We start from the raw sequence: 15,177 nt of genomic DNA on the forward strand, positions 1-15,177 counted from the left end.
GCTGGTGCCGTTCCGCAGCGGCGCGCGGCTGCGCCTCCGGCCACCCCGGCCTGCTCGGCGCACGGTGGCGCTGCCGCGTCCTGCGGCGGTGCTGCTGGTCCTCCTGCTGGTCGGCGCGCTCGGGGCGGCCTATCAGCTGTACCTGAACGGGATCCCGGGCACGCCGCGGCTGCCCAAGTGGGAGGACGAGCTCTTCCCCAACCCCGTCGGGTCGTCCGTGGGCGTCCTCGCGCCGCCCGGGGTCGTCTTCCGGCAGCGCGTTTCGCTGGGCAAGGTGGAGCACTACGGTTCGGACACGCCCGTGCGGACGTTCGGCGAACCGGACCCGATGCTGGGGCTCGACCCCGGCACCATCCACCTGTCCCTGCAGTTCGTGGAGTACGAGCCCGTCCCGTTCGACCTGGTCCTGGCGCTGGAGGGCGGGGCGCGGGTGCCGGACGACACCGCGGTGCGCGCGTTCAGCTGGGACGCGGACGGGGCCCAGGTCGCGGTCGACGGTCCCTTCGCCGACTACGTCGTCCTGCACGTGACGCCCAAGCCGCCGTTCGTGCACGAGAACGGCGAGACCTCGCGGTGGAGCATGGACCTCGAGGTACTTCTTCGGCCGCAGTGGCCGTTCGCGGTACGTGACAACGCACGAGCCGTGTTGCGCACCCCTCTGTTCCACCCCTTCGCTCAGTGCGCCAACCTCAGCACGTTCGTGCGGAACCTCAAAGAGGGGATCAGGCAGCCCGGTGCGGGCTGTGATCGGCCCGAGCAGCCGCTGGAGGAGGAGACGACGGTCCTGCTGGCGATGGAACGCGCCGAGTGGAAGAGCGACCTGCTGTTCCCGGCTCCTGGCGAAGGCGTGCGCAGCGACCTCTTCGACACCGCGACCTGGTGGACGACCTCCGGCGCGATCCGGGTCACCGGGAACTACGTCAACATCAACGCCGAGGCCGCCGGGCAGAGGCTGCTGTTCCTGTCCGGTCTGCTGGCGGGTTTCGCACTGGGCCTGGTGCCGGTGGCCGTCGAGAAGATCAGGTTCCCCAGAGGCCGGAAGGCGGTGCGGGGGAGAGGGTCGCTGTCTCGTCGGTCGTGACCGGTGCGCCACCGATGAACTTCGTCAGCCCCGTGCCGTGCTCGACGCGGCCGGGGAACGGGTCGCCCGCCGTGGCGCGCATCAGCTGCTGCATCGGCAGCCCGGTGTGCGACGCGAAGATCACGAAGTTGCCGAATCGGCGGCCGCGGAAGACGCCGGGCTCGGCGAGCACGCAGACGTGTTCGAACACCGCGCGCACGGTCGCGCACTGGGCCCGTGCGAAGTGCAGGCCGTTGCCGTCGCCGATGTTCGCCGCGTAGACGCCGTCCTCGACCAGCGCCGCCGACGCCTGGCGCACGAACTCGACCGACGTCAGGTGCGCGGGGGTGCGGGCGCCCGCGAAGCAGTCCGTGACGATCAGGTCGAACGACGCCGGGCGCGCTTTCACGAGCACAGCGCGCGCGTCGCCCGTCGTGATGCGCACGCCCTTGGGCGGCGGCAGTTCGCGGCGCACGAACGCGATGAGACCCGCGTCGATCTCGGCGACCTGTTGAGACGCCCGAGGCACTGTCGCGGCCACGTAGCGCGCTAGCGTGAGAGCGCCACCACCCAGGTGCAGCACGCGGGAAGGCGCGACGAGGTCGATCAGGTGGCCGAGGCGGCGGACGTACTCGAACTCCAGATAGGTCGGGTCGTCCAGGTCCACATGCGACTGTGGGGTTCCGTTGACGCGCAACGTCCACGAGTTCCTGCCGCCCAGGTCGGGCACCAGTTCGGCCGTGCCGGAGTCGATCGACTCGGTGATCGCCTCGGTGTCGGGCCGTTGTCTTCCCACTGCTCTATTGTCTCATCGCGTGTCTCGGCCCAGAGGAGGACCTAAGTGCAGGTTATCGCGAACATCCTGATCGCCTTGGTGGCGTTGATCCACATCTACATCGTGGTGCTGGAGATGTTCCTCTGGACGACACCGCGCGGCCAGAAGGCGTTCGGCATCACGGCGGAGTTCGCCCAGGAGTCCAAGGCGCTCGCCGCGAACCAGGGCCTCTACAACGGTTTCCTGGCCGCCGGCCTGATCTACGCGCTGATCCGCCAGGACTTCGGCGCGTCCGTGCTGTTCACGGTGTTCGTGATCGTCGCGGGCATCTACGGCACGTTCACGGCGAGCCGGAAGATCTTCTTCGTGCAGGTGGTGCCTGGCGTGCTGGCGCTGCTCTTCGTGCTGCTCGCCCGGTAGCGCCTTCGGCAGGTCGTTCCCACGGCCCCCTGTCGGGGTCGTAGCCGATGAAGAGGTCGCCCTCGATCCGGTTCCGCCGCTTGGCCGCAGGCTTTCGGGCAGGTTTCTCGGGCACCGCGGGCACATCCGGAACTGCCGGGGCGACCTCTTGGCGTACCGCGACGAGTGCGGCCAGAGCCGTCGTCACCGGTACAGCCGCGACGAGGCCGATGCTGCCGACCAGCGTGCGCACGATCTCCTGAGCGATCTGCTGCGCGGTGAGGATCTCGCCCATCGACCGGCCCGCCAGCGAGATCGCCAGCAGCAACGGCAGCGCGGCACCCGCGTAGGCCATCACGAGCGTGTTGACCACGGACGACATGTGGTCGCGCCCGATCCGCGAGCCCGCCGCGAACAGCTCGCGCCACGTCAGCTTGTCGTTGGCGCGCCGCAGCTCCCACACCGCGCTGGTCTGCGTCACGGTGACGTCGTCGAGCACGCCCAGCGCGCCGATCAACGTGCCCGCGAGCAGGAGTCCGCGCGTGTCGATGTCGGTGCCGAGCACGGTGACGAGGTTGATCGTGTCCTCGTCGAGCCCTGTCAGCGACGCGAACGCGCTGAACGACGCGCCCAGCACGCCGATCAGCGCGAGGCTGACCAGCGTTCCGAGCACGGCTGTCGACGTTCTCGCACTGATCCCGTGCGTCAGGTAGAGCACCACGAACATGATCAGCCCGGCGCCGACCACCGCCACCAGCAGCGGGCTCTTGCCGGCCAGGATCGACGGCATCACGAACAGCACCAGCACCACGAAGCTCAGCAGCAACGCGCCGATCGCCGCGAGGCCCTGCCACCGTCCCAGCAGGAGCACGGCCGCCGCGAACAGCACCGCCAGGATGACGAGCGACCAGCCTCGCTGGAAGTCCACGATCTGGTACGACTCGGCCGCTTGAGGCTGGCTGCCCGAATAGGACAGCACGACCTCGTCGCCGAGCTGGAAGTGCGGCGCGCCAGGGCCGTGCGGGCTCGGGATCGTGATGCTCTGACCGTTCGCGTCGCCGTCGGTCATCCGCACGGTCACCGCGATGCACTTCTCGCCGCAGTTCTCGGCCACGCCCGTGACCACCGCGCTGACCGGCTTCTGGTGCAGCCCGATCGCGGCGCCGGTCTTCTGCTCGTGCCCGAACGGGTAGAGCAGCGCCGCGCCGACGAGAGTAGCGAGCGCCAACGGCACCAGGAGCCACATCAGCAACGTGCGCACGCGCTCCGACGCGGGTTCCTCGTCCTTCAGTGCATGGCTATGCCCGTGACCGTGACCCACGCGCGACATCCTGCCTCATGAGGTGTTCGACGGCCGTGATGGCCGCTCTGTCGTCATTGGACTTCGCGGCGTGAACAGGGCGAACGACCTATCCCAGGTGGTTCGTCGAGGGTCGTACCATCCGCTTGGGCGCGCGCCAAACCCAAGGGGGTTCCGGAAAGAAGACTCACATGCGCAAACTGGTCATCGTTTTGGTGGCTGTCGTCACCGCGCTGTTCATGGCGACAGTGCCCGCGGGGGCGGACGCACCGAAGTTCCACTCGGCCGCCGGCAGCGTCACCGGCTCCGGTGCGCTGACCGTCTCGTTCGACGAGAGAGGTCTCGGGAACGAGAACATCGACTACACGCTGACAGCCGACGCCTCGGCGGTCTTCGCGTGCATCAACGGCGGCGGCAACCACCCGCAGGCCGCCAACAAGGAAACGGTCAACTCCGAAGTGTCGGCCACCGGCTCGTTCGAGCCTAGGAACGGTCGCGTGCGGGCGAGCCTGACCACCGGTGCTCCCTCGGCCGGAGGTTTCAGCTGCCCAGGTGGTCAGCGACTCGTGCTGGCGAGCGTGACGTACACGAACATCGTGCTCACGGACACGACCAACGGCGTGAGCACCTCGATCTCCAGCGTGTCGCGGACGTTCTTCGCGGTCTGAGCGATCACGTCCTCATGAGGTTGGCGATGGCCGTGGCAGCCGTCGCCAACCTGTTCTCGGTCAGCTTCAGCCACGGGACGCCACGCCGCGTCAGCTCGCGTTCGAACAGGCCCGTCATCCACTCGCGCAGGTGTTCGCCGTCGCGCCAGCCGTCCTGTTCGAACGGAACGCCGACGTGATCGGTGAGCAGGTAGAGGTCAGGTTCGCTGCCGGTGAAGATCTCCGGACGGAAACCGAGGTAGCGCTCTCCCCACACGGTCGCGGCGAACGCGTCGTTGTCCGCTATGACCAGTGGAGCGGTTTCGTGCGCTATGCGGCGTTCCTGTTCGTGCGCAACGTCTTCGAAGTCGCCCAACGTCCACACCAGACTGTCCACGGTGGCCTTCGCGTCGAATGCTCGAGCTGACTGCAGCTTGAGCTCGGTGTGCTCGCGGCCGTACTCGGGGATCCACGGCGCTCCGAAGTGGTCCGCGAGCTGCCTCGACAGCGTCGTCGTGCCGGTGCTCTCCGCGCCGACGACCACGACCTTCCAGCCGAGTCCGCGCTGGGTCGCCGGCGCGAGGTGGTGCCAATTCGCGACGGGATCAGTCCTGACGGCGGTGCCGGAGACGGGGTGCGCGAGGCGATCGAGGTCGACGAGCACGTGCTGCGCGCCGAGCCGACGGGCAAGCTCGTCGCCGTACTTCTCGCTGGAGAACACGACGTCGACAGGTGCCTGGGACGGATCGCCGTCCGCGATCGCGCGCCGGGCCAGCACCGCTCGCGTGAGTGCGACGTGCAGGCTCCAGATCTCGTCGGAGTCGAAGTCCATCGGGTGGTCGTCGAGGTCGCCGATGATCCGCACGCCGGGGGTGTCGCGGTGGGTCTCGGTCAGCCAGCGCACGCGGTGTTCGAGCGGGATCAGTTCGGACGACGCCCCGAGCACGGTGACCGTCGTGCGCTCGCTGTTCGCCGCCGCCGTCTCGATCAGGTGGTGATGCCCGTTGTGGGGTGGGTAGAACTTGCCGAGCACCAGCGCGTGTTCGAACGTCATACGCGTACCACGTCCCGCGTCCACGAACGCAGCCCGATCACGCACAGCACCATGAACCCCACGTACAACACTGCTGTCAGATAGAGGTCCTTGTAGGCGTAGAGCGGCACGTAGATCACGTCCGCGGCGATCCACAGCCACCAGCACTCGACCTTCTTGCGCGCCTGTCCCCACGTGGCGAGCAACGACAGCACGGTCGTGATCGAGTCCCAGAACGGCACGGTCGACTCGGTGAAGCTGACGAGAATCCAGTGCAGCAGAGCGGTTCCGAGCACGCCGGCGACCGCGAGCCAGATCCACTGCTGAGTCGTCGTGCGAGTCACCGGCAGCGTGCTGTGCTGGTCACCGCCGCGCAGCCACGCCCACCAGCCGTAGAGCGCCAACGCGATGTAGACGACCTGGAGCCCGGAGTCCGCGTAGAGGCCGCTGGTCCAGAACAGCACGAGGAACGCGACGTTGTTGGCGATGCCGATGGGCCAGTTCCAGTGGTTCTGACGGGCGACGAGCCACACGCACAGTGCGCCGGTGATGAAGCCTGCTACCTCAACGGGTGACACGCGCTCTCCTTGACCGATGTTCGAACATGTGTTCGAATCGATGGTGTGCGATGGGACGGACAGAAACTCGAGGCAGAGCCGCAGCAGGCACTACCGGGGCTACCGGGACTGGTGCGCAGCGTACGAACTCCTGAGTTCGCGGACGTGGTGTTCCACGAGGTCCGCGCCAAATCCGTGCTCAACGGAGTTCCGGGGTCGTCGCTGCCCTTCTCCTGGACGGTGAACCCGTATCGGGGCTGCTCACACGCCTGCACGTACTGCATGGACGGTGACACCCCGATCCTGATGGGCAACGGGCGCACCAAACCGTTGTCCGAACTGCGGGTCGGCGACGAGGTCTACGGCACCGAACTGGTCGGCAACTATCGCCGCTACAAGCTGACCACGGTGCTGGCCCACTGGGAGACGCGCAAGTCCGCGTACCGGCTGACGTTGTCGGACGGCACCTCCGTGGTCGCGTCCGGCGACCACCGCTTCCTGACCGACCGCGGCTGGAAGCACGTGACGGGCGAAACGGCCGGGACGGGCCGGCGTCCGCACCTCACGACGGGCAACAAGCTGATGGGCACGGGGGCTTTCGTCGAGCAGCCCGACGTGACCGACGACTACCGGCGCGGCTACCTGCGCGGGATGGTCGACGACGAGAACGAGTTCCGGATTCCCTTGGCCGACATAGAGGCCATGGACCGCACACAGGAGTATCTCGACTACTTCGGTGTGCGAGAGGGGAGGGGATTTCTGCACCAAGTGCGCGAGCTCGCGCACTGGCAGATAGCCCCGAACCCCGACTGGCTCAAGGGATTCCTGGCCGGTGCGTTCGACTACCTGGGGACCTGCTCGCGCAGCATCCTGCGGATGTCGACGCGCAACGCGACGGTGGTGGAAGCGATCTGCCTGGCGTTGAAGCACTTCCACTTCGACTTCGCGATCGAGGAGCTCAAGCGCCGTCGTGGCGTGCGGGTCGTGCGGCTGCGCGGCGGGCTGCGGGAGAACCTGCGGTTCTTCCACACCGTCGACCCGGCGATCACCCGCAAGCGCGACATCGACGGCGTGGCGATCAAGTCGCAGCAGCCGCTCGGCGTGGTTTCCGTTGAGCCGCTTGGCGAAATGGCGCTGTACGACATCACGACCGGCACGTCGGACTTCATCGCGAACGGCGTGGTGTCGCACAACTGCTTCGCTCGCAAGACGCATTCGTACCTGGATCTGGACACCGGGCACGACTTCGACACCCAGCTGATCGTCAAGGTCAACGCGGGGGAGGTGCTGTCGCGTCAGCTTCGTGCTCCCAAGTGGAAGCAGGATCACGTCGCGCTGGGCACCAACACCGACCCGTACCAGCGGGCGGAGGGGCGGTACGCCTTGATGCCAGGGATCATCGAAGCGCTGACCGCCTCTCGCACCCCTTTCTCGATCTTGACGAAGGGCACGGTGCTGGCGCGCGATCTGCCGCTGTTGACTGCTGCGGCTCAGGTCGTGCCGGTGGGTATCGGGGTGTCGCTGGCGTTGATGGATCGGGATCTGCACAAGTCCTTGGAACCCGGCACGCCGACTCCGGCTGCTCGGCTGGAGCTGGTGCGGAAGGTGCGCGAGGCCGGGTTGCCGTGCGGGGTGTTCATCGCGCCGGTGCTGCCGGAGCTGACGGATTCCGTTGAGCAGCTGGACTTCCTGCTGGAGCAGATCGCGGCCGCGGGCGCCACCGGCGTGACGGTGCTGCCGTTGCACCTGCGTCCTGGTGCTCGGGAGTGGTTCGCGGCCTGGTTGAAGCGCGAGCACCCGGATCTCGTGGAGACGTACCGTTATCTGTACGGCAACGGGTCCTATGTGGACAAGCGGTACCGCGAACGGTTGCGGGCGCGCGTGGTTCCGCTGATCGAGAAGCACGGCCTGGCGCCGCGCGGGCGGTCGACCGACGCCGTCACCGGAGTTCCCGGCGACGACGACGGCGTGTGGCCGGACGGATCGCTGCCGGTGGGTGTGCCGGCTCCTCGCGTGGACCAGGAACAGCTCACCCTGCTGTGATGTTTCCGAGCTCCGGCTCGCTGAAGTGGAGGACTTCGTAGACACCCTCTTCCCCGGGGTGTTCCTCCCAGAGTTCGAAGCGCACGACTGTGTTCGTGGCGCTCGCTCCGCTCACGCGGCGAGTTCGCCTGGAAGCTGGCCATCCGCTCGCCGCTTCGCCCTGATTGGGCTTCGCCGAATCACGACGAAGAGGCAACCGGACGACCAGCGCGAACTCGCGACACCTCGCATGCTCGAAGATGCTCAGGCCCAGTCGCCCCGGACCGTCGGCCTGCCGAAGCTCGCCAGGATGTGCTGGAAACCGCCGCCGCGGTACAGGAAGTCGGCCATGCCTTTCGCGGTGTTCCAGACGTAGAACGGCGCGTACTGCGTGTCCCGGATCAGGTACGCCTTGAACCCCAGGCCCGCGAAGTCGTCCAGCGCGTGGCCGCGGGTGCGGACCCGTTCACGGATGATCTCCATGTCGTAGTCCGCCGGCAACGCGATCTCGTACTGCATTGCGATCATGCTTCATTTCTACGCCCAGCCGCCCTGCACCATCGTCTGGAACTTCCACTCGCCGTCGACCTTGGTGAGCAGGTCGCCGTAGCGCACTGTCATCCCGTTGATCGTTCCGTCGGTGATCACGAACACCAGGTTGTCGTTGATGAAGTGCGGCGTCCTGGTGGACTCCATCTGCACGTCACCGCCGAGCTGTTGCCCCATTTCGGTCAGGAACCGCTCGCGGTCCCACGACGTCGCCGAGCCGTCGGTGACCGTGTTGATCGGGAACAGCGCCATGTCGGCCATCTTCTCGACGTCGCCCTGGACCGCCAGCTCGTCCCAGCGCGCGAACCACTGCATGACCTCTTCGTACGACATACCGTACATTGTACGGAACTTAGGCCCTGCCGACCACTGCTGTCGTGTCTTCGCTGGTCACGAGGTGTGCTTGGAGGCCGGCAGCGGTGAAAGCCGCCAGCGCTGAGGGTGCCTGGCGCTCGCTCGTCTCGCTCATCAGGTGGCCGCCGGGCTTGAGCCACGTCGCCGCCTGCTCGGCCACGCGTCGCATGACTTCGAGGCCGTCCGTGCCGCCGTCGAGGGCAACCCTGGCCTCGTAGTCGCGGGCTTCGGTCGGCATGAACTGGATGTCGTCGGTGGGCACGTACGGCACGTTGGCGACCACGATGTCGATGGTGTGCCGCAGGTGCGTGGGGAGTGCGTCGAACAGGTCGCCCTCGTACACGTTCGTGAGGTTCTTACGCGCGCACGCCACGGCCACCGGGTCGACGTCGGCGGCGTAGACAACGGCGTTCGGCAGCCTGTGTTGGAGGACTGCGCCTACTGCGCCTGATCCGCAGCACATGTCGACGACCGTCTTCGGATTCAGCTCCGTGGCGAGGTCGACCAGCAGTTCGGTGCGGTGACGTGGCACGAACACGCCTTTGGTGATCGTGATCCGCTGCCCGCAGAACTCGGCCCACCCGACGACGTGTTCGAGCGGCAGCCCTCGCGTTCGCTGGGTGACCATCTCTTCGAGGTGGTCGGGGGAGGTCGCGGCCTCGTGCAGGAGTGCGGCCTCGTCCTCGGCGAACACGCAGCCCGCGGCCCTGAGGCGATCAACAGTGCTCATCGCGTCCGGACGGTACCCGGCGCATTTACAAGCAGGCTTGACTGTTTGTTTGTGGGCCGGAACACTCGACCCCGTGGAGACGAGGCAACGCCAGGCCGACCGCAGCCGCGAGACCAAGCGGAAGCTGATGGAGGCGACGGTCGAGTGCCTGGTGGAACGGGGCTGGTCAGGCACCACGACCACCGAGGTCGCCGAACGTGCCGGGGTGTCGCGGGGCGCCCAACTGCACCACTTCCGCACCCGCGGCGAACTGGTGGCGGCGGCCGTCGAACACGTCGGCGCGGAGAGCGTCGAGGTGCTCAAGCGCCGTGCCGCACTGGCCGAGAAGACCACGCACGCCGTCGTGGAGCTGATCGCGGACTTCCACGCGAGCGACCTGTTCACCGCCGCTTTGGAGCTGTGGGTGGCCGCGCGCACGGACGCGGAACTCCGTTCGCTCGTGTTGGAGCTCCAGGCGCGGTTGGGTCGCGAGGTCTACGGGCTTGCGTTGGAGCTGCTGGAGGTCGACGACACACGTCCGGGTGTGAAGGACGCCGTGCAGGCAACCCTTGATCTTGTGCGCGGGCTGGCGCTCGCCAACCAGCTCGCCGACGACGCCAAGCGCCGGGCGCACGTCGTGCGCTACTGGGCGAGGATGCTGGAGGAGCAGCTGTGATCACGGAACTGCTGGTCGACCTGGAAGCCGAGTCGCGCTCACTCGACGCGCTGGTGGCCGGCGCCCCGGACTGGACCCTGCCGACGCCCGCCGAGGGCTGGACGATCGGGCACCAGATCGGGCATCTGATGTGGACGGACAAGGCCGCCCTGCTGGCCATCACCGATCCCGAGGCCTTCCAGGCCCAGCCGCTGGCCGGCGACATCGTGGACCGGACCGCGGCCGAGGCGGCGGTTTTGCCGGATCTGTTGGAGCTGTGGCGCGCGAGCCGTGCCGCGGTGCAGGAGGCGCTGGCTTCGGCTTCCGGGAAGATCGTCTGGTTCGGGCCGCCGATGAGCCCGGCGTCGATGGTCACCGCCCGGATCATGGAGACCTGGGCGCACGGGCAGGACGTTTTCGACGCACTGGGTGTGGTGCGGGAGCCGACCGCGCGAGTCCGGCACGTGTGCCACATCGGGGTGCGGGCGATGGGGTTCGCGTTCCTGCTCAACGGGTTGGCGGTGCCCGAGGCTCCGGTGCGGGTCGAGCTGACCGCGCCTTCGGGTGAGCTGTGGACGTGGGGGCCTGAGGACGCTTCGGATCGGGTCACCGGGCCTGCGCTGGACTTCGCCTGGTTGGTGACGCAGCGGCGCAACCGCAAGGAGTTGGCGGTCGAGGCTGTCGGGTCGGTGGCGGAGGAGTGGGTGCCGATCGCGCAGGCCTTCGCGGGACCGCCCGGAGGTGGCCGGTGATGGGGCTGGTTGGCGGAACTAACCGGTTGGTTGGCCGGACTGACCGGTTGGTTGGCGGAACTGACCGGTTGGTTGGCGGAACTGACCGGTTGGTTGGCCGGACTGACCGGTTGGTTGGCCTGGCCCGGGGAGGCGAGCGGTGATCAGGATCGGCAATGCGTCGGGTTTCTACGGCGATCGGCTGTCGGCGATGCGCGAGCAGCTGGAAGGCGGCCAGCTCGACGTCCTGACCGGCGACTACCTCGCCGAGCTGACCATGCTCATCCTCGGCCGGGATCGCATGAAGGATTCCTCGCTGGGCTACGCGAAGACGTTCCTCCGTCAGATGGAGGACTGCCTGGCGCTGGCGCTCGACAAGGGCGTCAAGATCGTCGTCAACGCAGGTGGACTCAATCCCGAAGCCCTCGCGCGCAAGCTCAGCGAACTCGCCCCCGATGCGCTGGCCGGCAAACTCGGCGCCAAGGTCGGGTATGTCATTGGCGACGATCTCAAGAGCCGATTCCCGGAAGCCTTGACCGCCAACGCCTACCTCGGCGCGTGGGAGATCGCGGAGTGCCTCGACCAAGGCGCACAGGTCGTGGTCACCGGGCGAGTGACGGACGCGAGCCTCGTGGTGGCCCCCGCGGCGGCTCACTTCGGCTGGGCGAAAGACGACTGGGACAAGCTCGCCGGAGCCACCGTCGCCGGGCACGTGCTGGAGTGCGGGACGCAGGCGACGGGCGGCAACTACTCGTTCTTCACCGAGATCGACGTGACCCGGCCGGGCTTTCCGATCGCCGAGATCGACGAGGACGGATCGTGCCTGATCACCAAGCACGACAACACGGGTGGCGCGGTCACCATCGACACCGTCACGGCCCAGCTGCTGTACGAGATCGGGGCGCCGGAGTACCTCGGGCCGGACGTCACGACCCACTTCGACACGATCAGGCTCGACGAGCACCCCAGGGGCGTGCGGATCAGCGGTACCAAGGGAAGCCCGCCGCCGGACACGCTCAAGGTGTGCCTGAACACGTTGGGCGGCTTCAGGAACTCGACCACGTTCGTCCTCACCGGACTGGACGTCGACGCCAAAGCCGATCTCCTGAAACGGCAGCTGCAGGAAGCCATCGGGGACGAGGGGCTCACCTGGACCCTCGCGAGGACCGATCGCCGAGACGCGGACACCGAAGAACGGGCCAGCGCGCTGCTGCACGTGACGATCAAGACGAAGGATCCCAAGCGGGCCAAGGGGTTCAGCCGGGCCGCGATCGAGCTGGCACTGGCGAGCTATCCGGGGTTCCACGTGACGGCGCCGCCCAGCGATGGGACACCGTTCGGTGTGTACAAGGCGGCGTACGTGCAGCGCGACGAGGTCAGTGCCAAGGCGGTGTTGCTGTGAAGAAGCCGTTGGGAACGATCGTCGGGGCGCGCAGCGGCGACAAGGGCGGGGACGCGAACCTCGGAGTCTGGGCACGCACAGAGCAGTCCTACGAGTGGCTCAACGCCTTCCTTACCACCGAAAAGCTCAAGGAACTGCTGCCAGAGGCGCAAGAGGTCACCAGGTACGAGCTGCCGAACCTCAAGGCGCTCAACTTCGTGTTGCACGGCCTGCTCGGCGAAGGGGTGGCGAGCAGCACGCGGTTCGACCCGCAGGCCAAGGCGCTCGGTGAGTGGTTGCGCAGCAGGGAAGTCGAGATTCCGGAGGCGCTGCTGTGATCACCAAAGACCTCTACGACGACCGCAAGGAGCTCCGCCAGCTCGTCCGGGACTTCACGCAGAAGGAGATCGTCCCGCACATCGCCGAGTGGGAGAACAACGGCGAGGTGCCGCGCGAGCTGCACGAGAAGGCCGCGAAGGTCGGGTTGCTGGCCGTCGGGTTCGAGGACGGTGATCTGCTCGACACGGTCGTGCTGACCGAGGAGATCATCCAGGCCGGCGGGTCGAGCGGGCTGATCGCGGCGCTGTTCACGCACGGCATCGCGATCCCGCACATCTGGCAGAGCCAGAACGACGACCTGATCGAGCGGTTCGCCAAGCCCGCGATCAGGGGCGAGAAGATCGGCAGCCTCGCGGTCACCGAGCCGGGTGCGGGGTCGGACGTCGCGAACATCCAGACCAGAGCGACCAGACAAGGCGATCACTACATCGTCAACGGCACCAAGACGTTCATCACCTCGGGGTACCGGGCGGACTTCGTCACGACGGCGGTCAGGACGGGAGAGCCGGGCTACCAGGGCATCTCGCTGCTGGTGATCGAGGACGGGTTCACCAGGCGCAAGCTCGACAAGATGGGCTGGCACTGCAGCGACACCGCCGAACTGCACTTCGACGACGTGAAGGTCCCCGCGAAGAACCTGGTCGGCGAGGAGAACCAGGGCTTCGTGCAGATCATGCGGCAGTTCCAGGTCGAGCGGATCACGATGGCCGTCGAGGCGTACGCGACGGCGCAAAGAGCTCTGGACCTGACCGTGGAGTGGACGCGGAACCGGGAGACGTTCGGCAAGCCGTTGATCAAGCGGCAGGTGGTCGGGCACAAGCTCGCGGAGATGGCGCAGAAGATCGACCTCGCGCGGACGTACACGCGGGAGATCGCGGCGCGGATCAACCGGGGCGAGGACGTGATCACCGAGGTCTGCTTCGCCAAGAACGCGGCCGTCACAACATGTTCAGAGGTCGTTGACGCCGCTGTGCAGCTGCACGGCGGCATGGGGTACATGCGGGAGTCCGAAGTGGAGCGTCACTACCGGGACGCCCGCATCCTCGGCATCGGGGGCGGGGCGAGTGAAGTGATGACCGAGCTCGCGGCACGACGATTGGGGTTCGCCTGATGGGCAACAGGGAGGCGCTGCTCGCGAAGATCGCGCAGCTGGACGCCGAGCACGCCAAAGCGCTCGCAGGAGGTGGACCGAAGTACGTCGAGCGGCACCACAAGCGCGGCAAACTGCTCGCGCGCGAACGGGTCGAGCTGCTCGTCGACGAGGACAGCCCGTTCCTGGAGCTGTCGCCGCTCGCCGCGTGGGGCACTGACTTCCCGGTCGGGGCCAGCGTCGTCACGGGCATCGGCAGGATCGAGGGCGTCGAGTGCGTGATCGTCGCGAACGACCCGACGGTCCGCGGCGGCGCGTCCAACCCGTACACGCTCAGGAAGTCCCTGCGAGCCAACGACATCGCGCTGCAGAACCGGCTGCCGCTGGTCAGCCTCGTCGAGTCCGGCGGAGCGGATCTGCCGACGCAGAGCGAGATCTTCATCCCCGGCGGCCGCGCTTTCCGCGACCTGACACGACTCTCCGCCGCCGGCATCCCGACGATCACGGCCGTGTTCGGCAACGCGACCGCCGGTGGTGCGTACGTACCGGGCATGTCGGACTACGTGATCATGGTCAAGGACCGCTCGAAGGTGTTCCTGGGCGGCCCGCCGCTGGTCAAGATGGCGACCGGCGAGGACTCGGACGACGAAAGCCTGGGCGGCGCGACCATGCACGGCGCGACGTCGGGCCTCGCGGACTTCGTGGCCGAGGACGAGACCGACGCGATCAGGCTCGCCCGCAGGGTCGTGGCCAGGCTGAACTGGCGCAAACAAGGCCCGGAACCGGCAGCGGTCGAAGAGCCGAAGTTCGACGCCGACAGCATCCTGGACATCGTCTCCGAGGACCAGCGGGTGCCGTTCGACCCCAGGGACGTCATCGCGAGGCTCGTCGACGGCTCGCGGTTCGACGAGTTCAAACCCTTGTACGGCAACAGCCTCGTCACCGGCTGGGCGAGGATTCACGGCTACCCGGTCGGCATCCTCGCGAACGCCAGAGGAGTCCTCTTCAGCGAGGAGTCGCAGAAGGCCACGCAGTTCATCCAGCTCGCGAACCAGAGCGACACGCCGCTCGTCTTCCTGCAGAACACCACCGGCTACATGGTCGGCGCGCAGTACGAGCAGGGCGGCATCGTCAAGCACGGCTCGATGATGATCAACGCGGTGTCCAACAGCCGCGTGCCGCACCTGACGATCACCATGGGCGCCAGCTACGGCGCGGGCAACTACGGCATGTGCGGCAGGGCGTACGACCCGCGCTTCCTGTTCACCTGGCCCAACGCCAAGTCGGCCGTGATGGGCCCCGCGCAGCTCGCCGGCGTGCTCTCGATCGTCGGACGGCAGGCCGCCATGGCGAAGGGCCAGGAGTACAACGAGGAGCACGACGCCGCCATGCGCAAGATGGTCGAGGCGCAGATCGAGGAGCAGTCGCTCGCGCCGTTCCTGTCCGGGAAGTTGTACGACGACGGCGTGATCGACCCGCGCGACACCAGAACCGTTCTCGCCCTGTGCCTCTCCGCTGTCCACAGCGGACCGATCAAGGGCGCCGACGGCTTCGGCGTCTTCCGGATGTGAGACCC

At 67.5% G+C, this 15,177-nt stretch carries 15 protein-coding genes and 1 pseudogene; 9 read left to right on the plus strand and 7 right to left on the minus strand.

Annotation, left to right across the window (positions count from 1 at the left end; translation table 11 throughout):
* Positions 1–4 precede the first annotated feature (4 nt).
* Positions 5–1,081, plus strand: a complete 1,077-nt coding sequence (locus AB0M24_RS06670) for a hypothetical protein (protein WP_363761898.1) — start codon at positions 5–7, stop codon at positions 1,079–1,081.
* Here the strand turns inward: AB0M24_RS06670 and AB0M24_RS06675 are convergent.
* Complete coding sequence (locus tag AB0M24_RS06675) at positions 1,020–1,856, minus strand: fused MFS/spermidine synthase (RefSeq protein ID WP_363761900.1); 837 nt, start codon at positions 1,854–1,856, stop codon at positions 1,020–1,022. The genes AB0M24_RS06670 and AB0M24_RS06675 overlap by 62 nt on opposite strands.
* A gap of 45 nt (positions 1,857–1,901) precedes the next feature.
* Between AB0M24_RS06675 and AB0M24_RS06680 the strand changes: the two genes are divergently transcribed.
* A complete protein-coding gene (locus AB0M24_RS06680; protein ID WP_363761902.1) occupies positions 1,902–2,255 on the plus strand; it encodes a DUF1304 domain-containing protein in 354 nt (117 codons plus the stop codon).
* Here AB0M24_RS06680 and AB0M24_RS06685 read toward each other — a convergent pair.
* Positions 2,176–3,555, minus strand: a complete 1,380-nt coding sequence (locus AB0M24_RS06685) for a YibE/F family protein (protein WP_363761904.1) — start codon at positions 3,553–3,555, stop codon at positions 2,176–2,178. The genes AB0M24_RS06680 and AB0M24_RS06685 overlap by 80 nt on opposite strands.
* A gap of 170 nt (positions 3,556–3,725) precedes the next feature.
* Between AB0M24_RS06685 and AB0M24_RS06690 the strand changes: the two genes are divergently transcribed.
* Positions 3,726–4,202 (plus strand): hypothetical protein, encoded by a 477-nt coding sequence (locus AB0M24_RS06690; RefSeq protein WP_363761906.1) that lies wholly within the window; start codon positions 3,726–3,728, stop codon positions 4,200–4,202.
* Between the two features lie 4 nt (positions 4,203–4,206).
* Here the strand turns inward: AB0M24_RS06690 and AB0M24_RS06695 are convergent, their stop codons facing one another.
* On the minus strand, positions 4,207–5,235 hold the full coding sequence (locus AB0M24_RS06695; protein WP_363761908.1) for an AAA family ATPase: 1,029 nt from the start codon (positions 5,233–5,235) through the stop codon (positions 4,207–4,209).
* Positions 5,232–5,792 (minus strand): nicotinamide riboside transporter PnuC, encoded by a 561-nt coding sequence (gene pnuC, locus AB0M24_RS06700; RefSeq protein ID WP_363761910.1) that lies wholly within the window; start codon positions 5,790–5,792, stop codon positions 5,232–5,234. The genes AB0M24_RS06695 and pnuC overlap by 4 nt, the downstream gene beginning before the upstream one ends.
* Before the next feature lie 45 nt (positions 5,793–5,837).
* Between pnuC and AB0M24_RS06705 the strand changes: the two genes are divergently transcribed.
* On the plus strand, positions 5,838–7,814 hold the full coding sequence (locus tag AB0M24_RS06705) for an intein-containing Rv2578c family radical SAM protein (RefSeq protein WP_363761912.1): 1,977 nt from the start codon (positions 5,838–5,840) through the stop codon (positions 7,812–7,814).
* A 243-nt stretch (positions 7,815–8,057) separates the two neighbouring features.
* Here the strand turns inward: AB0M24_RS06705 and AB0M24_RS06710 are convergent, their stop codons facing one another.
* From AB0M24_RS06710 to AB0M24_RS06720, 3 genes are read right to left on the minus strand one after another with little or no spacing between them, the layout of a single operon-like run.
* Positions 8,058–8,321 carry a DUF4865 family protein gene (locus tag AB0M24_RS06710; RefSeq protein WP_363761914.1) on the minus strand — a complete coding sequence of 88 codons (264 nt, stop codon included), beginning with the start codon at positions 8,319–8,321 and terminating at the stop codon, positions 8,058–8,060.
* Between the two features lie 9 nt (positions 8,322–8,330).
* Positions 8,331–8,675 carry a nuclear transport factor 2 family protein gene (locus AB0M24_RS06715; protein ID WP_363761916.1) on the minus strand — a complete coding sequence of 115 codons (345 nt, stop codon included), beginning with the start codon at positions 8,673–8,675 and terminating at the stop codon, positions 8,331–8,333.
* 19 nt (positions 8,676–8,694) lie between these two features.
* Positions 8,695–9,426: a putative protein N(5)-glutamine methyltransferase gene (locus AB0M24_RS06720; protein WP_363761918.1), complete on the minus strand. Its 732-nt coding sequence runs from the start codon at positions 9,424–9,426 to the stop codon at positions 8,695–8,697.
* A 73-nt stretch (positions 9,427–9,499) separates the two neighbouring features.
* Between AB0M24_RS06720 and AB0M24_RS06725 the strand changes: the two genes are divergently transcribed.
* The 5 genes and pseudogenes from AB0M24_RS06725 to AB0M24_RS06745 all read left to right on the plus strand — a co-directional run bounded on the left by AB0M24_RS06725 (position 9,500) and on the right by AB0M24_RS06745 (position 15,172).
* Positions 9,500–10,081: a TetR/AcrR family transcriptional regulator gene (locus AB0M24_RS06725; protein ID WP_363761920.1), complete on the plus strand. Its 582-nt coding sequence runs from the start codon at positions 9,500–9,502 to the stop codon at positions 10,079–10,081.
* On the plus strand, positions 10,078–10,812 hold the full coding sequence (locus AB0M24_RS06730) for a TIGR03084 family metal-binding protein (RefSeq protein WP_363761922.1): 735 nt from the start codon (positions 10,078–10,080) through the stop codon (positions 10,810–10,812). The genes AB0M24_RS06725 and AB0M24_RS06730 overlap by 4 nt, the downstream gene beginning before the upstream one ends.
* A 190-nt stretch (positions 10,813–11,002) precedes the next feature.
* A pseudogene (locus AB0M24_RS06735) lies at positions 11,003–12,510 on the plus strand (acyclic terpene utilization AtuA family protein).
* Complete coding sequence (locus AB0M24_RS06740; RefSeq protein WP_363761924.1) at positions 12,507–13,622, plus strand: acyl-CoA dehydrogenase family protein; 1,116 nt, start codon at positions 12,507–12,509, stop codon at positions 13,620–13,622. The pseudogene AB0M24_RS06735 and the gene AB0M24_RS06740 overlap by 4 nt, the downstream one beginning before the upstream one ends.
* On the plus strand, positions 13,622–15,172 hold the full coding sequence (locus AB0M24_RS06745) for an acyl-CoA carboxylase subunit beta (protein WP_363761926.1): 1,551 nt from the start codon (positions 13,622–13,624) through the stop codon (positions 15,170–15,172). Before AB0M24_RS06740 ends, AB0M24_RS06745 begins: the two co-directional genes overlap by 1 nt.
* The last annotated feature ends 5 nt before the right edge of the window (positions 15,173–15,177 follow it).

This window comes from Lentzea sp. NPDC051838 (assembly GCF_040681245.1).
GTDB lineage: Bacteria > Actinomycetota > Actinomycetes > Mycobacteriales > Pseudonocardiaceae > Lentzea.